At 74.6% G+C, this 22,309-nt stretch carries 18 protein-coding genes; 3 read left to right on the top strand and 15 right to left on the bottom strand.

Annotation, left to right across the window (positions count from 1 at the left end; translation table 11 throughout):
* Positions 1–77: 77 nt before the first annotated feature.
* The 9 genes from ACGFQC_RS29120 to ACGFQC_RS29160 all read right to left on the bottom strand — a co-directional run bounded on the left by ACGFQC_RS29120 (position 78) and on the right by ACGFQC_RS29160 (position 10,516).
* Positions 78–884 carry an endo alpha-1,4 polygalactosaminidase gene (locus tag ACGFQC_RS29120; protein ID WP_363090740.1) on the bottom strand — a complete coding sequence of 269 codons (807 nt, stop codon included), beginning with the start codon at positions 882–884 and terminating at the stop codon, positions 78–80.
* Positions 881–1,543 carry a spherulation-specific family 4 protein gene (locus ACGFQC_RS29125; RefSeq protein WP_363090739.1) on the bottom strand — a complete coding sequence of 221 codons (663 nt, stop codon included), beginning with the start codon at positions 1,541–1,543 and terminating at the stop codon, positions 881–883. The genes ACGFQC_RS29120 and ACGFQC_RS29125 overlap by 4 nt, the downstream gene beginning before the upstream one ends.
* Positions 1,540–2,433: an NAD-dependent epimerase/dehydratase gene (locus ACGFQC_RS29130; RefSeq protein WP_363090738.1), complete on the bottom strand. Its 894-nt coding sequence runs from the start codon at positions 2,431–2,433 to the stop codon at positions 1,540–1,542. Before ACGFQC_RS29130 ends, ACGFQC_RS29125 begins: the two co-directional genes overlap by 4 nt.
* A 7-nt stretch (positions 2,434–2,440) precedes the next feature.
* Positions 2,441–3,154, bottom strand: a complete 714-nt coding sequence (locus ACGFQC_RS29135; RefSeq protein ID WP_363090737.1) for a sugar phosphate nucleotidyltransferase — start codon at positions 3,152–3,154, stop codon at positions 2,441–2,443.
* Between the two features lie 42 nt (positions 3,155–3,196).
* Complete coding sequence (locus ACGFQC_RS29140; protein WP_363090736.1) at positions 3,197–4,198, bottom strand: GDP-mannose 4,6-dehydratase; 1,002 nt, start codon at positions 4,196–4,198, stop codon at positions 3,197–3,199.
* Positions 4,199–4,298: 100 nt separating this feature from the next.
* Positions 4,299–5,714, bottom strand: a complete 1,416-nt coding sequence (locus tag ACGFQC_RS29145; RefSeq protein ID WP_363090735.1) for a hypothetical protein — start codon at positions 5,712–5,714, stop codon at positions 4,299–4,301.
* Positions 5,711–7,222, bottom strand: coding sequence for a GT4 family glycosyltransferase PelF (gene pelF, locus ACGFQC_RS29150; RefSeq protein WP_363090734.1), 1,512 nt, complete (start codon positions 7,220–7,222; stop codon positions 5,711–5,713). The genes ACGFQC_RS29145 and pelF overlap by 4 nt, the downstream gene beginning before the upstream one ends.
* 134 nt (positions 7,223–7,356) lie before the next feature.
* Positions 7,357–9,498 carry a hypothetical protein gene (locus ACGFQC_RS29155; protein ID WP_363090733.1) on the bottom strand — a complete coding sequence of 714 codons (2,142 nt, stop codon included), beginning with the start codon at positions 9,496–9,498 and terminating at the stop codon, positions 7,357–7,359.
* A 493-nt stretch (positions 9,499–9,991) separates the two neighbouring features.
* On the bottom strand, positions 9,992–10,516 hold the full coding sequence (locus tag ACGFQC_RS29160) for a hypothetical protein (RefSeq protein WP_363090732.1): 525 nt from the start codon (positions 10,514–10,516) through the stop codon (positions 9,992–9,994).
* Between the two features lie 350 nt (positions 10,517–10,866).
* Here ACGFQC_RS29160 and ACGFQC_RS29165 point away from each other — a divergent pair, with 350 nt between their 5' ends.
* Entirely contained in the window at positions 10,867–11,739 is an 873-nt protein-coding gene (locus tag ACGFQC_RS29165; RefSeq protein WP_363090731.1) for a phospholipid scramblase-related protein, read from the top strand.
* 6 nt (positions 11,740–11,745) lie between these two features.
* Here the strand turns inward: ACGFQC_RS29165 and ACGFQC_RS29170 are convergent, their stop codons facing one another.
* Together ACGFQC_RS29170 and ACGFQC_RS29175 are read right to left on the bottom strand one after the other, a co-directional pair.
* A complete protein-coding gene (locus ACGFQC_RS29170; protein ID WP_363090730.1) occupies positions 11,746–12,831 on the bottom strand; it encodes a hypothetical protein in 1,086 nt (361 codons plus the stop codon).
* Positions 12,828–13,634, bottom strand: coding sequence for a phosphatase PAP2 family protein (locus ACGFQC_RS29175; RefSeq protein WP_363090729.1), 807 nt, complete (start codon positions 13,632–13,634; stop codon positions 12,828–12,830). The genes ACGFQC_RS29170 and ACGFQC_RS29175 overlap by 4 nt, the downstream gene beginning before the upstream one ends.
* 314 nt (positions 13,635–13,948) lie before the next feature.
* Between ACGFQC_RS29175 and ACGFQC_RS29180 the strand changes: the two genes are divergently transcribed.
* A complete protein-coding gene (locus ACGFQC_RS29180; RefSeq protein ID WP_363090728.1) occupies positions 13,949–14,593 on the top strand; it encodes a TetR/AcrR family transcriptional regulator C-terminal ligand-binding domain-containing protein in 645 nt (214 codons plus the stop codon).
* A 317-nt stretch (positions 14,594–14,910) separates the two neighbouring features.
* Here ACGFQC_RS29180 and ACGFQC_RS29185 read toward each other — a convergent pair whose 3' ends face one another.
* Positions 14,911–15,903 carry a DUF2510 domain-containing protein gene (locus ACGFQC_RS29185; protein ID WP_363090727.1) on the bottom strand — a complete coding sequence of 331 codons (993 nt, stop codon included), beginning with the start codon at positions 15,901–15,903 and terminating at the stop codon, positions 14,911–14,913.
* Positions 15,904–16,201: 298 nt separating this feature from the next.
* Between ACGFQC_RS29185 and ACGFQC_RS29190 the strand changes: the two genes are divergently transcribed.
* Positions 16,202–18,916 (top strand): AAA family ATPase, encoded by a 2,715-nt coding sequence (locus tag ACGFQC_RS29190; RefSeq protein WP_363090726.1) that lies wholly within the window; start codon positions 16,202–16,204, stop codon positions 18,914–18,916.
* Between the two features lie 336 nt (positions 18,917–19,252).
* On the opposite strand, the gene pcaD is transcribed toward ACGFQC_RS29190, so the two are convergent.
* From pcaD to pcaG, 3 genes are read right to left on the bottom strand one after another with little or no spacing between them, the layout of a single operon-like run.
* Positions 19,253–20,377: a 3-oxoadipate enol-lactonase gene (gene pcaD, locus ACGFQC_RS29195; RefSeq protein WP_363090725.1), complete on the bottom strand. Its 1,125-nt coding sequence runs from the start codon at positions 20,375–20,377 to the stop codon at positions 19,253–19,255.
* On the bottom strand, positions 20,374–21,702 hold the full coding sequence (pcaB, locus tag ACGFQC_RS29200; RefSeq protein ID WP_363090724.1) for a 3-carboxy-cis,cis-muconate cycloisomerase: 1,329 nt from the start codon (positions 21,700–21,702) through the stop codon (positions 20,374–20,376). Before pcaB ends, pcaD begins: the two co-directional genes overlap by 4 nt.
* Positions 21,699–22,304: a protocatechuate 3,4-dioxygenase subunit alpha gene (gene pcaG, locus ACGFQC_RS29205; RefSeq protein WP_363090723.1), complete on the bottom strand. Its 606-nt coding sequence runs from the start codon at positions 22,302–22,304 to the stop codon at positions 21,699–21,701. The genes pcaB and pcaG overlap by 4 nt, the downstream gene beginning before the upstream one ends.
* Positions 22,305–22,309: the final 5 nt, after the last annotated feature.

Raw genomic sequence — 22,309 nt, forward strand, 5'->3', positions numbered from 1 at the left:
CGTGCTCCCGACGGCGCCCGCGCCCGGCCCCGCGCCCCGTGCTCCCGACGGCGCCCGCGCCCGGCCCCGCGCCCCGCTCAGCAGGGCCTGCGCCACACCCCCAGCTCGGGTTTCTTCAGCATCGACGACAGGCGCAGCCGGCGGGACTCGGGGCAGAACTCCCCGGCCGGCTCCGTGTACTCCACGTGGAAGACCGCCTTGCCCGCCGCGACGAACGGGGTGAGGCGGCCGCACTCGTCGTACTGGGCGCACTCCTCGTTCACCGCGAAGTCGAAGTCGGCGACCAGCTCGGGGATCTGGGGGAGGTCGTTCTTCAGTCCCACCGACAGGCCGCGCTCATGGGCGAGCCCGGCGATCATGCGGTTGTAGCGGAGCTGGTCGCGCGCGGTGAGCGGGAAGCCGGTCTCGTTGCCGTACCCCTCCATCAGGTCGGGTTCCACCGCGTCGAACCCCTTGTCGCGGCACATGTCGAAACGCTTCGCCATCAACGGTCGCAGGACGGAGATCCGCCGGATGTCCAGCCACCGTTCGCCCGCCCAGCCGTTGGGCTCACCGAGCACCGCGCGCGGGAAGGCGTCCTTGTCGGGCCGGAAGCTCTCCCAGGCGCCGACGTTGACGTAACAGATGACCTTGCGGCCGTCCCGGTGCAGCCGGGCCACGTCGGCCGCGGAGTTCTCGAAGCCGTCGATGTCGTACACGGGCACGTCGGCCGACGGGTCGACCCTGCCGTCGAGCTGCCACTGCCAGGCCAGGCCGGGGCGCGGCTGCCACCGGGGCTTCGCCGTCGGGTCCGGACCGCCGGTCCGGCCGTCACCGGAACAGCCGCTCAGCGCCGTCACCAGCACGGTGGCCAGTACCGCCGGGCCCGCCACCGCCCGCCTCACGGCCGGACCCCGCTCAGCGCCGGACTCAACTCGGACCACGGGTTGGGGAGTTCACCGGTGACGGGACCGCAGACCGCCGCGCCGCGCTCGTGCGCGGTGCGCACGGCGAGCGGCACCAGCGCCTCCGGCACCCCGTAGACCAGGTGGCACAGCCGCCCGGGCGCCTGCCGGGCGGTCCACTCCGGTCTGCTGAAGGCCGAGACGTACGTCGACCAGTGGCCCTCGAAGGTGACGGTCAGGTCGGCCAGCCGGGCGTACCCGGCCGCCGGGTGGACCCCGGGGTTCAGCACGACCGTCCCCGCCCCTTGCCGCCGCAGCGCGCGCACCAGCCGGCGGCAGGCGGACAGGCCGTCCGCGGTCGCCGTCACCCGGTCGAGGAAACAGCCGTCGGCCGCGTACCACTCACGGTGCCGGCGCACCTCGTCGGCGATCTCCGCGTCGTCCCGGATCCCGTAGTCGGTGTCCACGTACCCCAGCAGCCGGGCCCCCGCCGCGCGCAGCGCCGAGGCCGCCGCCGCGAACGCCGGATCGGGTCCCTCGCCCGGCCCGTTCGCCGGGTTGAGGACGACCCCGTAGGTACCGGCGGCGGACCTGATCAGCCGGTGCCAGGCGCCCGGGTCCTCGGCCGGGTGGACGTACAGCGGAATCAGCAGGTTCACGGCGTACCGCCCCCTTCCCACAGCGCGGCGAGGGCGTCGTCGAGGGTGTGGACCGGGCGCCAGCCCAGGGCCCGCGCGGCGGCGCCGATGTCCGAGCACTGCCAGGACACCCGGGCGGACCGGACCGAGCCCGCCGCGTCCTCCTCCACCCGGCCCGTGAAACCCGCCTGTCGCACCATCCGCCGCACCAGCTCGCGCACCGGGACCGCCCGCCCGCCGCCGATGTTGAGGACGGGCGGCAGCGGACCGGGCGTCGTGACCGCCAGCGCCACGGCCCGCGCCACGTCGCGTACGTCCACGAAGTCGCGGTACGCCGACAGGTCGCCGAGCCTCAGCACCGCCTCCGGGTCCGGGCCCGCCGCCCGCAGCAGCCCGGCGATCCGGCCCGGCAGCCCCGAGGCGGGCGCCCCCGGCCCCACCGGATTGCCCACCCGCAGCACCACCGCGTCCAGCCCGGACGCGGTCACCGCGACCGTCCCCGCGAGCTTGGTGGCGCCGTACGGGCCGGCCGGGCTGGTGGCCGCCGACTCCGTCACCCGGGTGTCCAGGGTGCCGGGTCCGTACTCGGCGGCCGAGCCGAGGTGGACCAGGCGGGCCGCCGGGGCCGCCGCGCGCAGCGCCGCGCACAGGACGGCGGGGCCGCGGGCGTTGACCTCCGCGAGGGTCACGGCGTCACCGCCGGTCGCGCCCGCGCAGTTGACGACGGTGTCGGGCGCGGCCGAGGCCAGGGTCTTCGCCAGCTGCTCCGGGCGGACGGCGGCGAGGTCGACGGGGAACTCGGCGGCGGGCGAACGTCCGCCGCCGAGGACCCGCGTGCCCGGCAGGGCCCGCAGCCGCTCGGCGACGTGGGTGCCCAGGTAGCCGGTGTGGCCGAGGACGAGAATGCGCATGTGGTGCTCAGGCTCCCTTGAGCAGCAGCGACCGGCGGCTGGTGAACTCGGCGTTGGCCCGGTCGTAGTCGTCCGGACGGCCGATGTCGAGCCAGTACCCGTCGAAGTCGTAGGCGTGCGGCGCGTTGCCGGACTTCAGCAGGTCGAGGACCAACTCGTCGAAACCCAGCGGCAGTCCGGCCGTGTACCCGTCCAGTGTCGAGCGCGTCAGACCGTAGACGCCCATCGACACCCGGTAGTCCATGCTCGGCTTCTCGGTGAACGCCACGACCTTGCTGTCGGTGGTGGTCAGCACCCCGAAGTCGATGTGCACCCTGCGGGCGTACGTCGCTATGGTCAGCGGCGCGCCCGACTCGCGGTGCCGGAGCAGGACGTCGGCGTAGTCGAGGTCGGTCAGGACGTCGCCGTTCATCACCAGGAACGTCTCCGGGAGCCGGTCGCGCAGTGTCAGCAGCGGGCCCATGGTGCCCAGCGGGCTCTCCTCGGTGGCGTAGTCGACGGCCAGGCCCCACTGGGTGCCGTCGCCGACGTAGGCGCGGATGATCTCGCCGAGGTGGCCGATGGCGATGGTGCAGCTGGTGAAGCCGGCCGTGGCGAGCTGGCGCAGCACGATCTCCAGGATGGCGTGCTGGTCACCGATGGGGACGAGCGGCTTGGGCAGCGCGGTGGTGTACGGCCGCAGCCGGACGCCCTTGCCTCCGGCCAGGATCACTGCGTGCATGGGGCTCCTCCTTCATGCCTGTGCGGGGACGTGCCGGACGGGTCAGATGTTGTAGATGCCGGTCTTGTAGCGCGCGAGGTTGCCCGGGGCGCGGAAGAACTCCACGGTGTGCGCCAGGCCTTCCTCCAGGGTGTGGGCGGGCTGCCAGCCGGTGGCGGCGGCGAGCCGGCTCGCGTCGGCGACCAGCCGCAGCACCTCGGAGTTCGCCGGCCGGATGCGGGCGGGGTCCTCGCGCACGTCGAGCGCGGTGTCCATCACCTTGCCGATCAGCGCGACCAGGTCCCCGACCGAGATCTCGCCGCCGGTGCCGGCGTTGAAGGTGCGGCCCACCACCTGCTCGGCGGGTGCCGTGCCCACCGCGAGGAACGCCTGCGCGGTGTCCTCGACGAACGTGAAGTCCCGCGTGGGACGCAGGTCGCCGAGGGTGATCGTCCGCTCCCCGGCGGCCACCTGCCCGATGACGGTGGGAACGACCGCGCGCATCGACTGGCGGGGCCCGAAGGTGTTGAACGGCCGCAGCGTGACCACGGGGGTGCCGAAGCTCGCGTGGTAGCTGTCGGCGAGCCGGTCCCCGCCCGCCTTCGAGGCGGCGTACGGGGACTGGGTGTTGATGGGATGGTCCTCGGTGATCGGCACGGTCCGCGCGGTGCCGTACGTCTCGCTGGTGGAGGTGTGCACGAGCCGGGGCGTGCCCAGCGCGCGGACCGCCTCCAGCACGTTGAGGGTGCCGGTGACGTTGGTGTCCACGTAACTGTGGGGTGCCTGGTAGGAGTACGGGATCGCGATCAGCGCGGCCAGGTGGTAGGCCACGTCGGCGCCGTCGAGGAGAGCGCGGACCGAGCCGGGGTCCCGGACGTCGCCGAGGACGATCTCCACCTGGTCCAGGACGTCCGGGTGCAGTGTCTCCAGCCAGCCGTAGGAGGAGAAGGAGTTGTACTGGGCCATGGCTCTCACCCGGTGGCCGGAGGCGACCAGCGCCTCGGTGAGGTGCGAGCCGATGAAACCCTCGGCTCCGGTGACGGCGGCGAGCGGTGTGGAGGTCAACTCGGTTCTTCCTTAAGGTCGTTGACGGTCATGGGCGGTGGGGCCGGTTGTCGTCGGTGTTGCCGGTCGTCGGGGCTTGGGCGGCGGAGCGGGCGTGCCGTCAGGCGTGCGGGGCCGGACGGCCCAGCAGCCACAGTGCGCACCCGGCCAGACAGAGCGCGGCGGCGCCGCAGCACAGGGGCAGGGCGGCCGGGCCGGGGGGCAGCCGGAACAGGGTGACCGCCGAGGCGCCGGCCGCGGCCGTGAGGCAGATCGCGGCGGAGGGCCAGGCCGCCCCGAACGCCTGGAGCAGCAGCGCGGTCCACAGGGCGGCGGCGAGCGGCAGCAGGACGGCCGGATCGGCGCCGGTGAGCAGCGCCGCGGGCAGCAGCGGCAGGACGTACGCGAGCAGGCAGAGGGCGAGGACGCCGGCCGAGCGCAGCAGGAAGCCGGCGGGCGTCGCGGCGGCGCGCAGCGCGGCGACGGACAGCCCGCGGTAGCGGTACAGCAACCACTCCGCCGGTCCCATGCTGACGGTCAGCACGATCACGGCGTACGGCTCCTCGTGGCCCTCCAGCAGCACCAGCACACCCGCCGCCAGCCCGAACAGCCCGTACGGCAGCGACCGCAGCAGCCCCGGCCGAGTCCCGGCCGGCGCCGGCGGGACGGCGAGGACGGTGCGCAGCGCGTGGCCGGTGACGGCGAGCACGGCCAGCAGCGCCAGCAGCGGCAGCCCGGCCCGCAGCGACGGCGCGAGGTCCCACCACGGCAGCACGGCGCCACCGGCGACCAGCGGACCGAGCGCGGCCAGCAGCAGCCGCTCCCGGCCCAGCACCAGCAGCACGCCGGCCGCCGCCAGGTACACCGACTGCGCGGCCGCCACCAGCGTCACCGGCCCGCCCCCGGCGGGCAGCGCGGCGGCGGCCGTGGCGACCGCCGCCCCGAGGGGCGCTCCGAGAAGGAGGGTACGGCCGGCTTCCCGCCGCCCGGCCGCCATCCGCAGGTGGGCCCGGTGCCCCAGTGCCTGCCCCCAGGCCCAGGACAGCAGTCCGGCCACCACCAGCACGGCGAGGTGACGGCCGGCGTCCCACAGGGGCGCGGTCAGCGGGTAGACCAGGCCGGGCAGGGCGAACAGGACGCCCCGCAGCAGGCAGCGCACGGTGTCCGGGCGCCAGGGGTCGGGCCCGGGCGCGGGCTCGGGGAAGGTCCGCGGCACCCTCTCGTACAGCGCGGCGGCGAGCGAGAACAGGTCCGGATGACCGTACCGCTCCTTGATCACGGAGGCGGACAGGCCCTCCGCCTCCAGCAGCGCGGCCACCTCGTAGGGGTGGACGGCGGGGCCGACGCGGTCGGCGAGTTCGGCGGCGAGGGCGCTGACCGCCTCCTCGTCGGCACCCCGCCGGGGCAGCCGGACGGCGAGGGTGTCCTCGTCCAGGGCCCAACGCGGGCGGCGGCGCGGCGGCCGGGGCGTCGCCAGCCGCAGCGCCAGCGTGTCCTGTTCGGCGCCGCCGGGTTCGAGGAACATCGGTCCGCTCATCCGGCGAGGCTCCCCGTGCCGGTGACCGCCGGAGCGGGCAGGACGATCCGATCGGGAAACTCCTTTTTCACCGTGGGGAGTTCCCGGTAGATGGCGCGGAACGTGTCGATGGTCTGCCGCAGGGTGAACTGCTCGATCACCCGCAGCCGTGCCGCCTCGCCCATCGCGCGGCGCCGCGCCGGGTCGCCCAGCAGCTCCAGTGCGGCGGCGGCCATCGCGGCCGGATCGCGCGGCGGCACCACCAGCCCGGTCTCGCCGACCGCCTCCCGGACTCCGCCCACATCGGTGGAGACGGTGGCCCGCCCGCACGACATGGCCTCGATCAGCGTGAACGGGAAACCCTCGCTGATGCTCGACAGCATCACGATGTTGCCGGCCGCGTAGGCGTCCTTGATGTCGTCGACGCGGCCCTCGAAGGTGACGGCGTCCGCGTGCCCCAGCTCGGCGGCCAGCGCCTCGCACCGCTCGCGGTACGCCTCCCCGCCCCGCGGCGTCCCGCCGAACAACCGCAGTCGCACGTCCGGCAGTCGGGCCCGCACCAGGGAGAAGGCCCGGATCAGGGTCTCCAGGTCCTTGATCGGGTCGACCCGGCCCGCCCAGCTGAGGGTGAGCGCCTGCGGCTCGGGCCCGGCCGGCGGGAACGCGGCGGGGTCCACCCCGTTGTAGACGGTGCGGATCGACTCCGGGGCGGCGCCGCCCTGCTCCTCCCACAACCGGTTGTACCGGTTCCCCGGGGTGATCAGCGCGGCCCGGCGGTAGGTCTCCTCCGCCAGCAGCCGGAAGAAGCCGAGGACGACCGCCTTCACCGGCCAGCGGTAGGGAGCGGTGCGGTAACCGAGGTAGCGCTCACGCAGGTAGACGCCGTGCTCGGTCAACAGCAGCGGCACACCGTGCCGGTCGAGCGCGGCCAGACCGGGCAGCGCCGCGACGCCGCCGCTCACCGCGTGCGCGACCCCGCTCTCCGGCGGCGCTACGGCCAGCGGGCGCAGGGCGTGTTCCAGCAGGGACGTCGCGGTCAGCGCGTCATGGACGGTCGGCCGGGCCTCGCGGACGGCCAGACCGGGACGGTTCCACACCGAGGACAACAGGGCGATCGCCCGGTCGCCCCGCAGGAACGCGCTCAGCCCGCCGTCCCCGGCCGCCCCCGCCATGGCGTACAGGGCGGGCGCGAACCCGTCCTGCGCGCACGGGTCGAGGAGCGCGGTGAGGAACCGCTCGTAGGCGGCGGCGAGCCGGTCGCGGGACCGGCCGCGCGGCGGGCGTCCCGCGGGCGGGGCGCCCCACATGGGGACGGACCGCACCCGCGTGACGTGCGCGGGCAGCTCCCACACCAGGGGTTCGCGTCCCGTGCCGGTGACGGCGAGGACGTCGAAGTCGAGGTCGGGCATGCCCTGGACGAGTTGGTCGCACCAGACGCTCACGCCGCCGTGGCTGTGCGGATAGGTGCCTTCGGTGAGCAGGGTGACGCGCGTCGCGCCGGGGCGTCGCGCGCCGTGGGGAACGTGCATCGAGGGGCTCCACGGCCGAGGTGTGGGGTGGTCGTGCGCGGCGGCAGGTTCCTCCGGGGAACCGTTTCGCCAGTGGCGGTCCCGGCCGCGGGTGGGCGGCCGGGACCTTCGGTGGACGCGGGTCGGTGCGCCGTTCAGTTCCTGGCGGAGGACGCGACCGGCTCGGTGACGCCCTCCGGGACGAGGGTGTCCGGGGCCGGCTCGGTGACCGCGGCGGCGGGAGTACCGGTGACCGGGGCGGGGACGGTCGGAGCGGGGGCGGAGGCCGGCAGGGTGAGGGTGAGCGGGGTGCCGGCGGAGGGCGTCCAGCCGGACACCAGACCCGCGTACGGCGCGCCGAACGCGGCGCCGTTCAGCGTGGAGCCGGTGGGCAGGGTCGCGGGGAGCGGGATTCCGGCCGGTGCCTCGACGGTGACCGTGTCGCCGATGCGGTAGGCCGTGGCCCGGCCGCTTCGCAGGGCGTCGCGCCAGGCGGCCCGGCGCGCCAGCTCGGTGCCGACCTCGCTCATCCGCGGGTTCACCACGGGGGTGTCGTCCGCGAACAGTGCCGCGTAGCCGTCGAGGACGCCGCTCAGCACCGGATAGGCGATGCGGTCCTCGGCGAGGTTCGACTGGTGGATGAAGTGCGGCCTGGGGTCGTTGGACAGCACGTGTCCGAGGGCGATCCGCGTCTCCAGCGGCACGATGTGCCCGGTGTAGCCGGTGGCCGGGTCCAGCGGGGCCGCGAGGCAGGTGGTGGTGGCCGGGTTGTCCTCGCAGATGCCGCTGCCGCCCTGGGCGCGGCTCGTGTAGATCCAGTTGTACTCGTCGACCTGCTCGGCGGCGCGGCCCGCGTTGTAGAAGACGTTCATCGGGTATCGGGGGACGGTGGTGGCCGGGCCGACCGAACGCTGTTCGGGCTCACGGGAGTTGTCCGAACCGAGCCAGGTGATGTCGTTGTCGTCGAGGGCGAGCGCCAGGTTGGGGTTGTCCACCGGCTGCTGCGGCAGCACCTTCATCCCCGAGTGCTCGCCGGTGACCAACTCGTCGTTCTCCAGGGGGAGTCCCGCCGTTCGGCCCCACACCCGGTTGGCCGCGATCTCGTCCGCGACCCCGTTGCGGCTCACCCACCGCGTGGTGCCGTCGGCTTCGATGGCGCACTTCCAGGGCACCACCGAGGTGTCCTGCACACAGCCGAGGAACGCGTGCGTGTAGGTGTGGTTGATCCAGCGGAACGCGTCGCGTCCGGCGATCAGCCGGTCGGCGAGCGGGTCGGCCCCGCCGTGGTCCTCGCGGTGGTCGACGCTGCCCGCGCCGTTGTAGGCGAAGTCGAGGGTGAAGCCGTGCTCCCGCTGCCAGGAGACGGCGTGGTCGACGTCGCCGGGCGTCATCCGGATCGGGTCCGGGACCGCGTTCGGGTCCGTGCAGTCGACGTCGCCCGGGGTGCAGTTCAGGGCGGTGTTCCAGCGGTCGTCGGCGGCGAACACGTCGTCCACGTGCACCGCGAAGTAGTTCCGGGAGGCGCCCAGGTGCACACCGCCGGTCATCCACTCCACGATGCCGCGGGCCAGCAGCCGGAACTGCTGCTGGTACTGGTTGTAGACGAACGTGACGACCAGCTCGCGCCGCCCGTCGTGCCGGTACTCGCCCACCAGGGAACCGCGCGTCGCCCGGCCGGGGATCGGCGCGTCGACGTAGGAGGTGAAGTCGGCGCCCGCGACGGGGGTCGACAGGTAGGCGTAACTCTCCCCGATGACCGGGTCGTTGTCCTCGAACGGGACGGAGCCGTCCAGGTAGCCGAAGGGGCCCGCCCGGCCGGCGGTGGTGACGGAGGCCCGCACGCCGTCGAGACTGCCGGCGTAGCCGCCGTACACCGGATACTGCAGGCCGGCTTCCGGGCGCGCGTAGGTGTAGGCGTCGACCTGCGGCACCGCGTACGTCTGTTCGTAGGCCGCGAGGGCCGCCATCTCGGTGGAACCGGCCGGGAACGGGTTGTCGTTCGGCAGCACCACGGCCTGGTACTTGGCGCGTGGCCGGCCGTCCACGGTGTCGGCCAGGAAACCGCCGTCGATCACGGGCCGGCCCGGCTGCGTCAGGTCGACCTCGGTGTACGGCGTGCCGGCCGTGTCGAGTTCGGCCGCGATGGCGTCGGTGGCCGGGCCGCCGTCGCTGACCACCAGGACCCGCAGGTCGACGCGGGGCGCGGTGGTGTCGGCGTGTGCCGGGCCGGCCGGCAGGCCGAGCGCGGCGATGAGCGCGCCGACCGTGAGCACGGTGGTGCGTATGGTCCGCTTCATGCGGTGAAGTCCCCTCCCCGGGCAGGGGCGAGCACGGCTCCCGTGGAGCGGACGCACCCCCTCGCGCGACTCCGGCGTCCCCCTCAGAAGCCGGTCGTCGACGCATCCGTCGCGTCACATGGTGATGTCTTTGTGTGGCTTTTGTGATGGCGCGGCGAAACATGACGGAAAAGCGCAGGTGACCGGTGAGGCGCCGGTGGAACCGGAAAGGGCGCGGATCCGTCCGCCGGTGCTCCGTGCGACCAGGTGACGTGAGGGGAACGCCCGCTGGTCGGGGGCCCGGGGGTGGTGCCGGTGAGCCGGCCCGGTCCGCCGTGCCCGGGGCCCGCGATCCGGTGGCGATGTGGGACTGCTCACAGGCCGGTTTCGGATCACGGGCCGACTTCAGGTCAACTTGGCTTTTTCAGAAGGTTTCTGACGGTCCGTCTGACCGGATCCGTCAGGGTCGTCCCACCGGGGCCGAGGCGCCCGGACGGGACGGGGGGCCGGTCCCTCAGGCGCACAGGACGCGGGTCTCGGGCGTGTACATCGGCCCACCGCTGAGGCTGGTGGTGTCGCTGAACTCGGCGTAGAAGTACGAGTAGAAGCCGATGTTGCCGTTGCAGCCGGAGTCGGCCGCGATCTGGAGCGTCAGCGTGACGGTGCGGCTCTGGCCGGGCGGGACGGTGGTGCCGTAGTTGGCGCCGAGGTCGGCCGGTCCGGTCCCGGAACAGGGCGTGGCGCCGGCGGCCGTCGCCAGCGAGCAGCCGGTGAAGTCGTACTTCAGGTCCGGGCGCTGGGTGGTCAGCCAGGTCGGGTCGATCGTCTGGTACACGAACCAGATGTCGTGGGTCTTGTGGTTGGTGATCGTCATCGACAGGTTCACCGTGCTGCCGGGCGTGGTGGTCGCGCTGTCGGTGGTGAACGTCAGCGTGGCCGGGGCCGGGTCCGCGCTCGCGGCGGGCGCCAGGCCGAACAGGGCCAGGACGAGGGCGAGAACGGTGCTGAGTCCGAGGCGTCTCATCAGTGGTGATCGCATGAGCCGGGAGGCTAGGCAGGCGCGGTCGCCACCGTCTGCCCCGCCGACCGGCAGGGAACCTCGATCGGCCGGAAGTGTGCCCCGCGTGAAGACGGTGTGGCGGACCTGTGTTCGCACCGGAGGACCGGTGAAGGCGCACGGTGTCCGGTCCGTGACGCAGGGGAGCGAGGGTGCGGGCGGGGACGTCCGGACCCGGGGGCCGCCCGGGGGGATTTGGCGCGTACGGCTGCACCCGGCCCGTGCCCGACGCGCGGGCGGAAGGCGGCTTCCCGGCCGTCCGCCGCTTTCCGGCCGCCCCGCGTGCGGGCGTGGGCCGTCAGGTCCGCGTGGGTTCGGGATAGTGTGCCCCGGTGACCACGCATTCGAACACACCTTCAGGTTGGTACCCGGACCCGCACGGGGCCGACCGGACCCTGCGCTACTGGGACGGCTCCCGGTGGACCGAGCACACCCACGCCGAGCAGCAGCCGGCGCGGGGTCTACCGCAGACGCCGGACCGGCAGCCGGTCCCGGCGCAGCCCGCCCAGCCCCAGGTGCCCGCGCAGCCGGCCGCCGGACCCGACCCCCGTGTGCAGCACCAGGTGCAGCAGCAGGCGGGGGTCGCCGCGGGCGGCCCCGGCGGCGGCACGCTGTTCAGCGAGCCGGTGCTGGTGGTCAACCAGAAGGCCAAGCTGATCGAGCTGACCAACGAGTACAAGGTCATGGACCAGCAGGGCAATCAGCTCGGTTCGGTCGTGCAGGTGGGGCAGAGCGCGCTGCGCAAGGTCCTGCGCTTCGTCGCCAGCATCGACCAGTTCATGACCCACAGACTGGAGATCCGCGACGCCCACGGCCGGCCGGTCCTGCTGCTGACCCGCCCGCGCAAGTTCCTCAAGTCCCGGGTGCTCGTGACGCGTCCCGACGGGCAGCCGGTCGGCGAGATCGTCCAGCAGAACGTCTTCGGGAAGATCAACTTCGCCATCAACGCCGGTGGCGGCCAGGTCGGCGCGATCAGGGCGGAGAACTGGCGGGCCTGGAACTTCGCGATCGTCGATCACGCGGACAACGAGGTCGCCCGGATCACCAAGACCTGGGAAGGCCTGGCGAAGACCCTCTTCACCACCGCGGACAACTACGTCCTGCAGATCCACTACCAGCTGCCCGAACCCCTGCTGAGCCTGGTCGTCGCCACCGCCCTGACGGTGGACACGGCCCTGAAGCAGGACTCCCGCGGCCTCGGCTGACGCCGGTCACAGCGCGGTGAGGTGCCCCGGTCCCGTGGCCGGCCGGGGCAGCGGCGCGGGTTCGACCGAGGCCGTCTCCGGCTCCAGCGCGAGCAGCGCGGCCACCGGATGCGCGGCGTGCCCGTCCTCGTGTCCGCGGCGCCCGTCGCCGTGGTCCTCGGCACGCCTCCCGCCGTATCGCGAACCCCGCCGGGACGGGCGCTCCGAGGAGTACGCGGCAGGGTGCCCCCGGGGTGGGTCCGCCGAGGGCGCCGCGGTCGGTCCCGACGCCGGTTCCGGCGTCGCGCGGGACAGCAGCACCACGCCCCACGCGGAGAGTCCCGCTCCGGTGGCCGTGAGGAGCGCACCCGCCGTCCCGCCCTGGAGCCGTTCGCCCAGCAGCGCGATGCCGATCACCGCGGCGGCCACCGGGTTCGCCAGGGTCACCACCGCCAGCGGGGCGCCCAGTCCGCCCCGGTAGGCGGTCTGCGACAGCAGCAGCCCGCCCGTGGCGAAGGCGGCCACCAGGAGCGCCACCCCGATCACCTGTGCGCCGAGCACCGGTCCGGACCGGTCGGTCGCGGCCACCGTCACGGTCTGGGTGAGCGCGGAGGCCACTCCGGAGGCGAAGCCGGACGCGCTGGCGTGCCGCAGGCCGGGCCGGGTGCCGGGCCGGGCCAACAGCCCGATCAGCGCCGCCGTCACCCCCGCCACCGCGACCGCCTCGGACCCGCTCAGCACGTCGTCGGGGGCCGGACCGGACGCCGTGACCAGGATCGTGGCCAGTCCGAACAGGGTCAGGGCGGTGCCCCGCCATTCGGCCGCGCCGACCCGCCGTCCTGCGATGCGCGCGCCCAGCGGCACCGCCGCGACCAGGGTGAGCGCCCCGAGCGGCTGCACCAGGGTCAGCGGGCCGTACGTGAGGGCCACGACGTGCAGCACGGCGGCCCCGGCGTTGAGCCCCACCGAGGCCCACCAGGATCCGCTGCCCAGCAGCCGTGCGAACCCGGTGCCGGGGGCGCGGGCGGCCAGCCGTTCCTGGGCGACCGCCGCGGCGGCGTAGGAGACCGCGGAGAACAGCGACAGGACGACGGCGACGAGGGCGGCGCTCATCGGCCCGCCCCCACGAGCACCTTCTCGTCGCCGGACTCGCCGGCCCGGCCCGCGGGCGCACCGCGTCCGGCCGTCGCCACCGCGCGCCGCGGCGCGCGGATCACCGCGAGGGCGATCCCGAGCAGTGCCGAGGCGACGAGCGCGTCCAGCCAGTAGTGGTTCGCCGTGCCCACGATCACCAGCAGGGTGACCAGCGGGTGCAGCAGCCACAGCCACCGCAGGCGCGACCGGGTGGCGACGATCAGCCCGACGGCGACCATCAGGGCCCAGCCGAAGTGCAGCGAGGGCATCGCCGCGAACTGGTTCGACAAGGTGTCCGTCCGCGGGGGTCCGTACACCGAGGGCCCGTACACCCGCGCGGTGTCGATCAGTCCCGTCGACGCGAGCATCCTGGGCGGCGCGAGGGGGAACGTGAGATGGACCGCCAGGGCGGCGGCCGTGACGGCGGCCAGTACCCGGCGGGCCCAGACGTAGTGCGCGGGGCGCCGCAGGAAGAGCCACACCAGGAAGGCCGCGGTGACGGGGAAGTGGACGGTCGCGTAGTAGGTGTTCGCGCCCTGGACGAGGCCGTCGCCGTGCAGCAGCAGGGACTGCACGGCGTCCTCGTCCGGCAGCCGCAGCCACCGTTCCGCGTCCCACACGCGGTGCGCGTTGCGGAAGGCCTCGGCGGTATGGCCCGTGGCCAGTTGCCGGCCGAGTTTGTAGACGAGGAAGAGTCCGGCGACGAGCAGGAGCTCCCGGACCATCGGCGGCCTCGCCGGTGTGGCCGGCTCCGCTTCTTCAGGCTCGGTGCGGGCGTTCATCCCCCGGCCCCTTCGCTGACGTGGTGCGTATGAGTGGTGCGTGTGAGTGGTGCGTGTGCCGCGCGAGTGCCGTGCCCGTACCCGTGCCGATGCGTGGCGGGCTCAGGTGTGTGCCGGTGCGTGTGACGTGCGGGTCCGTGACCCGCGCGCAGCATCGATACGACGTCGTACCGATACGCCAGTGTACCGATACGTCAGTGTACCGATACGCTCGAGTACCGGTACACTGGCGTATCGATCGACATGCGACACACTGGTAGCGGCCCGTCCGAGGGCCACCGGACAACAGTGGACAGCAGTGAGGAGAAGCGCCGATGACGTCGCAGGCCGCGGACGGACCGGAATCGGTCGCCGCCTCGCGCCGCTCCAAGCTCACGCCCGAGCGTGAGCAGGAGTTCTTCGACGCCGTCCTGGAACAGATCCGCGAGTGCGGGTACGACGCCGTCACCATGGAGGGCGTCGCCACCAGCACCCGGTGCAGCAAGTCCACGCTGTACCGGCAGTGGAAGACCAAACCGCAGTTCGTGGTGGCGGCCCTGCGCTCCCGCCGCCGGTCGCGGCTCGCCGGGATCGACACCGGATCGCTCGCCGGAGACCTGCGCGAGGCCGCGCGGGGCGCCGCCCGGTGGTCCATCACCGACACCAAACTCCTCCAGGCGCTCGGGCACGCCGTCACCCAGGACGCGGAGCTGGCGGGCGCGCTGCGCGAGGCCATCGTCGAACCCGAGATCGCCGCCCTGCGGGAGATCCTGCGGCGGGGTGTCGAGCGCGGCGAGGTGGCGGCCGGCCACCCGGCGCTGGAGTACGTCCCGGCCCAGATGTTCGGCGTCGTCCGCGCCCGTCCCGTGGTGGACGGGGAGTACGCCGACGAGGAGTACCTGCTGCGCTTCGTGGAGGCCGCCGTGCTGCCGGCACTCGGCCTCGGAGCGGGAGGACCCAGGCCGCCGTCCGCGGGATGACCGGACGGTGACCTGCTCGCGCCGCACCGTGGGGACGGGGGTGGCGCGCACCCCCGGCCGGGTGGGACGCCCCTTGAGCGGAGGGGCGTCCCACCCGGCCGCTCGTGTGTCGCGGGCGGCCCGGACACGGCGGCGGGCCGGACGGTCGACCCGACCGCGCCGGTTCGAGCCGCTCCGCGGCGGCCGGGCCGGGCCGGACGAAGCCGGGCCGGACGAAGCCCGGCCGAGCCGCTCAGCCCAGCGAGTGCCGGCCGGCGCCCGTCAGCCCGGTCGGACGCGCGCCCACGCGGCGCGGCCCGGCCCGGCCGGGTCCGTACTCAGACCCCCTGTCCGCTGCCGCTCCCCGTCGACACCTTGATGCCCTTGGTGATCTCGTCGATGACGGACACCTCCTGGTCGGCGTCGACGCCGAAGCGCAGGACCACGATCCGCTTGGTGTCCGCGGGCGCCGGAAAGGCCAGGGACTCGACGTAGCCGTCGGCGCCCTTGCTCGTGACAGCCTTCCAGCGCACCAGGTAGCCCTTCTGGCCGGCCACGGTCACCGCCCGCGAGGCGAGGACCTGGTGCGAGGTGATCTCGCCGTACGTGGTGCCGCCGTACGACTCCTCGGCGTTGACCTCGATGTCCGCCTTGGCGACCGCCTCCGCCGTGGAGCCGGGCACCTGGGCCGGAGCCGAGTACACGCCGCCCTTGGTGCAGGTCTTCGACGTGTCGCCGGGGCACTTGTAGGAGGACTCGGAGGTTATCTGCGCGCCCACGTTCAGCTCCTGCCCGCTCCAGCCGTCGGGGATGGGGATGCTGATGCCGTTGAGGGCGTCGGTCACCGCGCCGCTCTCGATCTTCGGCGCCTCCGACCCCTCGGGGACCGGCGAGGCGCCCCCCGAGCCGCCGGAGCCGCCCGGGCCCCCCGGGTCGCCGAAGGGGTCCTGCCCGCCGGAGCCGCCGGGACCGCCCCGGCCGCCGGGCCCCTGCGCCGTACCGGACCCGGCGGAGCCGCCGTCGTCCTCGGTCAGCACGTACACGCCGACCCCGATACTGGCCAGGACCGCGGCGGCCGCCACCACGGCCGCCCCGGTGCGCAGCCCGCGCCGCGAACCGGCGGGCGGCCCGGACGGATGCGCCGGGTATGCCGGGTATGCCGGGAAGGCTCCGACCGTCGGGGCCTGCGCCGGCGCACCCCACGTGGCCGCCGAGCCCGCGGGACGGGTCTGGTCCGTCCATGCCCCGCCGTCCCACCAGCGCTCGGTGGGCGGGGCGTCATTCGTCTGCCCGGGGTCGGGGTACCACCCGGGGGGAGTCACCTGCGTCATGCCCCCACCGTATGAGGCATCGGTGAAAGTCGTATGAGAGGGATCGGCTCTTCTCCCGCTCCCTCTTCGGAGGCCGGTCCGGCACTCCGTGCCGCGCTGGCGTAAAATCGACGTCAATTCGCCTTGGGCTCCGCCTCGTTGACGTTCGGGGCCTCACCCACAGGCCCGCCGGGCCCCGGTGGGGCGCCGCCCGTCACCCGCCGGGGCAACAGCTGGGCCGACCACCCTCCGCGCGGACCGCCGGACGGCTACGCTCGAGGTCCGGTACGTCGTTCGGGCGACTTGGGGAGGTAGCGGGATGACGGAGGTACGGCCGGCGGCGGCCGCCTCGGCCCCCCTGTGGGAGCGCGACGAGGAAGTGGCCGTCATCGAGAGGGTGGTGGACCGGCTGTGCGCCGACCGCTCCTCGGCGGGCCGGGTGCACCTGCTGCGCGGTGACGCGGGGTTCGGCAAGACGGCACTGCTGGCCGAGACCCGGCGCATCGCCGAGGCCCGCGGCTGTACGGTGTGGTCGGCCCGCGGCGGCGAGACCCTCAGGTCCGTCCCCTTCAACGTGGTGCGGCAGTTGCTCCAGCCCGCCCTGCTGTCACTGCACCCGGAGGAGGCCCGCGAGTACCTCGGTGACTGGTACGACATCGCGGGGCCGGCCCTCGGTATCGCCGAACCCGGCGAGGGCCACGCCGACCCGCAGGGCGTGTGCGACGGCCTCGTCGCCGCCGTGACCCGGCTGGCCCGGCGGGACTGGCCGCTCGTCCTGCTGGTGGACGACGCGCACTGGGCCGACCAGGAGACCCTGCGCTGGCTCGCCGCCTTCGTGGAGCGCCTCGACGACCTGTCCGTCCTGGTCGTCGTGGCCTGCAGGACCAGCGGGGTCAAGGGCGACGGCGTCCAGTACCTCGACGCGGTCGCCGCGGTCGCCGGGCAGTCCGTCACCAGCCTGAGAGCCCTGACCCCGGAGGCGGTCGCCGGCCTCACCCGCGCCACCCTCGGCCAGCACGCCGACGACCCGTTCTGCCGCGAGGTCTGGGCCGTCACCGGCGGCAACCCCTACGACACCGTCGAACTCCTCGCCAAGGTGCAGGACCGGGCTCTCATACCCGGCGAGTCCTCCGCCACCGAACTGCGCCCGCTGAACCGCTCCGCGCGCGGCGGCGGCCTCGTCGACCGCCTGGAACAACTGGGCGTCGACGCCACCCGGTTCGCCATGGCGGCCGCCATCCTCGGCGCCGGGATCACCGTCGACCAGGCGGCCCGGCTGGCGGGCATGCGCCACGAGGTCGCGGTCCGCTGCGCCGAACTGCTGCGCACCGCCCGCCTCCTGACCACACCCGACGCGGCGGCCGCCCCCGCCGACGACGGCGACCTGGAGTTCGTCCACCCGCTGATCGCCACCGCCGTCTACGACTCCATCCCCGAGGGGCTGCGCAAGGCGATGCACGGCATCGCCGCCCAGATCGTCATCGACGCCGGCAAGGGCCTCGCGGCGGCCTCCCGGCACCTGCTCCAGGTCCACGCGGACGACGACGAGGAACTCGTGGAGCAACTGCGCGAGGCCGCCCGCGAACACCTCGCCGTCGGCGCCCCGGACGCGGCCCGCCGCTGCCTGGAACGCGCCCTGGCGGAACCGCCCGCGCCCGACGTGCACCCGCACGTCCTCTACGAACTCGGCTGCGCCACCCTCCTCATCTCGCCCGCCAGGACCATCGAGCACCTGCGGACCGCGCTCGCCGTGCCCGGCCTCGACGACGCCGAGCGGGTCGACGCCGTCTACTGCCTCTCCCAGGCCCTCACGCACAACGACCAGTTGGAGGAGGCCGTCCGCACCGTCGAGGCGGAGGCCGCCCGGCAGTCCGCCGGACCGGCCCGGATGCGGCTCCAGGCGGTGCAGTTCATGTGGGAGGGCATCCACGCCGGCGAGAGCACCTCACCCGGCCGCTCCGCGAAACTCAGCAGGCTCGCCGCCACCTGCACCGGCCGCGACAACGCCGAGCGGGCCCTGCTCATCCTGCGCGGCTTCGACGCCATGACCCACGGCGAGAACGCGGAAGTGGTCGTCGAACTGTGCGACCGCGCACTCGTCAACGGCCGCCTCGCACCCGGCCTCGGCTGGACCGACCCCGAGTGGGGCCTCGAACTGCTGATGATGCTGGCCAGTTCGTACGCCTACACCGACCGGCTCGACCGCGCCGAAGCCCTCTTCAACGAGGCCCTGCGCGCCTACGTCACCGCCGGCTGGAGCGGCGGCCACCTCGCCCTGGCCCACGCCTACCTCGGACTCGGCCTGCGCCGCCGGGGCCGGCTGAGGGAGGCGGAGGAGTCCCTGCGGGAGTCACTGCGCATCGCCGAACGCGTCGGGCGTGGCCTGCCCCTGTACTGGTCGGCCACCTGCAACCTCGTCGACACGCTGCTCGCCCGCGGACACGTCCAGGAGGCCTGGGACGTCGCCGAGCAGTACGGCTTCGCCCCGCCCTACCCGTCCACGATCGTGCTGCCCGACCCGCGGTCGGTGCGCGGCCGGCTGCTGCTGGCCGTCGGCCGCACCCAGGACGGCGTCAACGAGCTGGAGGAGGCCGAGAAGGCGGCGGCCGCCCGCGGTCACCTCAACCCGGTGATGGTGCCCTGGGCCGCGGACCTGGCCAAGGCCCTCGCCGGCGAGGACCCCGCCCGCGCGGCCCGGCTGGCCTCCGACGCCCGCCGCCAGGCCGAACGCTTCGGCACGGACACCGCCATCGGCGAGGCCCTGCGCTGTGCCGCCGCCCTGGAGACCGGCCGGCGCGCGGTCCGCCTCGCCGCCCAGGCGGTCGCCTACCTGGAGGCCTCGCCCTGCCAGTACGAACACGCCGCCGCCCGCGTCGAGTACGGCATAGCCTCCCGCTCGGCCTCCGAACTCCAGCGGGGCCTCACACTGGCCCGCTCCTGCGACGCGGACGGCCTCGCCCTCCAGGCCCAGACCGCCCTGGACGCCCTCGGCGCCCCGGCGGCCGGCCTGGTACCGGGCCAGACCCGCAGGTAGGAACCAGGAACCCGGGGAGCGGCTTCCGGCCCAGGGCCCACCAGGGCCCCGGCGAGGCCGGCTCCCGGCAGGGCCGCAAGCGACGGGCCCGGCAGGGAGGCCTCCTTCCGGCCGTCGCCGTGCCGGGCTCCGGGTCGTCGCCGTGCCGGGCTCCCGGCCGTCGCCGTGCCGGGCTCCCGGTCGTCGCCTGACGGAGTCCGAGCGGCCGGCCCTCGTCGCACGGAGGACGAAGCCCCTGGTGGAGCGGCGTCCGGCTCCAGCCGCCCCGGGACCCCCGCGGGGCCGGGCCCGCAACGCAGGGACGCCGGCCGAGCCGGGGCGCGGGGCCCCGCACGGTCACCCCTCGTCGGTCTCCTCCGCCAGGACGCGCTGGGCCGTCGCGAAGGCGGAGTTCGCCGCGGGGACCCCGCAGTAGACGGCCGTCTGGAGGAGGACCGCGCCGATCTCCTGTGGGGTGAGCCCGTTGCGCCGGGCCGCCCGGACGTGCATGGCCAGCTCGTCGTAGTGGCCGTGGGCGACCAGCGCCGTCAGGGTGATCATGCTGCGCTCACGGCGGCTGAGCGTCGGGTCGGTCCAGATCTCTCCCCAGGCGTAGCGGGAGATGAAGTCCTGGAAGCGGGCGGTGAACGGCGTCTGGCGGGCCTGCGCCCGGTCCACGTGCGCGTCCCCGAGCACCTCCCGCCGGACCCGCATGCCCCGCCCGGCGCCCTCGCCGAAGTGGGCGCGCAGCGCGGTCAGTACGGCCTGCGGGCACTGCGCGGGGGCCAGGTGGGAGGCGCCCGGGATCTCCACGAGCGCGGCGCCCGGCACCGCGTCCGCGATCTCCCGCAGATGCGCCGGCGGCGTCGCCGGGTCCTCGCGTCCGGCGACCAGCAGCGTGGGCACGGTGATCTCCGCGAGCCGCTCGCGCAGGTCGAACGCGGCCAGCGCGTCGCAGCAGGCGGCGTAGCCCGCCGGATCGGCGCGGTGATGGTCGGCGATCAGTTCGGGCACCGTGAAATCACCGGCGAACCAGCGGGAGTTCGCGCTCTCCGCGACCGGGGCCAGCCCTTCGCGCCGCACCAGCGCGGCCCGCTCCCGCCAGGGCCGGGCACCGTTGAAGTGGGCCGACGAGCAGATCACCGCGAGGGACGACACCCGCTCGGGGTGGTGCAGCGCCAGGTGCAGGCCGACCGCCCCGCCCAGCGACACGCCGGCGTAGGCGAACCGCTCCAGGCCGAGGGAATCGGCGAGTGCCAGCACGAGGGCGGCCAGGTCGCCGACGGTGGCACCGGGGCCGATCAGGTCGGCGGCCGAGCCGCCGTGCCCCGGCAGGTCCCAGCGGATCACCCGGTGCCCGATGGACAGTTCGGGCGCGACCTCGTCCCACAGCGCGTACGAGGTGCCGAGGGAGGGCCCGAGGATCAGCGGGGGAGCGGAAGTCGGCCCCTCGGACCGGTGGTTGAGCAGCTTCTCGGTCAACGTCGCTCCAGCGCACGATCGGTGAGGGCTCCGGCGGAGCCGGTGTAACGGGCGGGGTCGGTGAGGCCGTCGAGGTCGACGTCCTCCAACGCCGCTTCTTCGGAAAGGAGTTCGCGCAACGAGCGGCCTTCGGTGAAGGTGCGGGGCGCGAGCCTGGTCAACAGCTCCTTGGCACGGGCCCGGCCCAGCACCGCGGACAGTTCGGCGGAGAGCCGCTCGGAGACGATCAACCCGTGGGTGAGTCCGAGGTGTTCCCGCATGACGTCCGCGTGCACCCGCAGCCCCTCCGTCAGCTCCGCCGCGTCCCGGGCGGCCCCGCCGACCAGCCGCAGCAGGTCCCGCAGCGGCTCCCACTCCGCGTGCCAGGCCCCGGCCGGCCGCTCGTCGCCCGCCACCAGGGCGCCGTACAGCGTCGCCGCGAGCTGGGGGGCCCGCAGCGCGGCGGCGGCGATCAGCGTGGACCGCACGGGGTTCGCCTTGTGCGGCATGGCCGAGGAACCGCCGCCGCTGCCCTCCGCGATCTCCGCGACCTCCGTGCGGGAGAGGGTGAGCACGTCGGCCGCCGTCTTCCCCAGGGCCCCCGCCGTGAAGGCCAGGCACCCGGCCAGGTCGGCGACCGGGGTGCGCAGCGTGTGCCACGGCAACAGCGGTGCGCGCAGGCCAAGTTCCCGCGCGTAGGCGGCGGGCAGCTCGGTCGCGTCCGCGGCGCCGTACGCCGTGAAGGCCGCCAGCGTCCCGGCCGCGCCGCCGAGCTGGGCGGGCAGGGAGTCCCGTACGGCCGAGATCCGGTCCCGCGCGTCCAGCACCAGCGACCGCCACCCGGCGGCCTTCAGCCCGAACGTCGTCGGGACGGCGTGCTGGGTGAGCGTGCGGCCCGGCACGGGTGTGTCCCGGTGCTCGGCGGCCAGCCGCGCCAGCGCCCGCTGCGTACGGTCCAGGTCGGCGAGGACCGCCTCCATCGCCCGCCCCGCGACCAGCATGGTCGCCGTGTCCATGATGTCCTGGCTGGTGGCCCCCCGGTGGACGTACGGCCCGTACTCCGTGCCGACCGCCGCCGTGAGGTCCGCGACCAGCGGGATCACCGGGTTCCCGCCGCTCCTCGCGCGCGCGGCGAGGGACCGTACGTCGAAGGTGCCCGCGGCGGCCTCGGTGACGGCCCTCCCGGCGGCGGACGGGGCCAGGCCCAGCGCGGCCTGCGCACGGGTCAGCGCGGCCTCCGCGTCGAGCAGCGCCCGCAGGTAGGCCGCGTCGCTCGTGGCGGAGGCCGCCGGGGAGCCGGTCCACCCGGGGGCGAGCAGACCGGCGTCCGACTGGTCAGCTGTCACCGGAACTCCAGGAAGACCGTCTCGCCCTCGCCCTGAAGGCGGATGTCGAAACGGTAGGTGCCCGCGCCGTCGCCGGCCGCGACCAGCGTGCCGCGGCGCGCCGGGTCGAGCCCGGCCAACAGCGGGTCGGTGGCGTGCGCGGCCGTGTCCTCGGGCAGGTAGATCCGGGTGAACAGGTGGACGAGCAGTCCGCGCGCGAACACGCACACGCTGAGGTACGGGGCGCTGCGCCCGCGTGCGCCGGGCCGCAGGGTCCGCGCGTACCAGTGGCCGTTCGCGTCCGTCTGGACGCGGCCCCAGCCGGTGAACTCCACGCCGTTGCGCCCCAGGTAGCCGCCGGTCGAGGGGTCCCGCCGGATCGAGCCGTCGACGGTGGGCACCCGGCCGTCCGGGTCCGGGCCCCACAGCTCGACGAAGGCGTCCGGCAGCGGCCGGCCCTCGCCGTCGTGGACGTACCCCTGGAGGGTGATCGTGTCGGGGTGGCCGACCGGCGCGATGTCGCCGCCGCCCGGGAAGGGCAGCGCGTAGCCGTAGAAGGGGCCGACCGTGTGCGACGGGGTGGGCGGCACGCTCTCCGGGTTGCTGGTGTCGATCTTCGTCATGGCGG

Origin of the sequence: Streptomyces sp. NPDC048734, assembly GCF_043198675.1 — a bacterium.
In the GTDB taxonomy this organism is placed as follows: domain Bacteria; phylum Actinomycetota; class Actinomycetes; order Streptomycetales; family Streptomycetaceae; genus Streptomyces.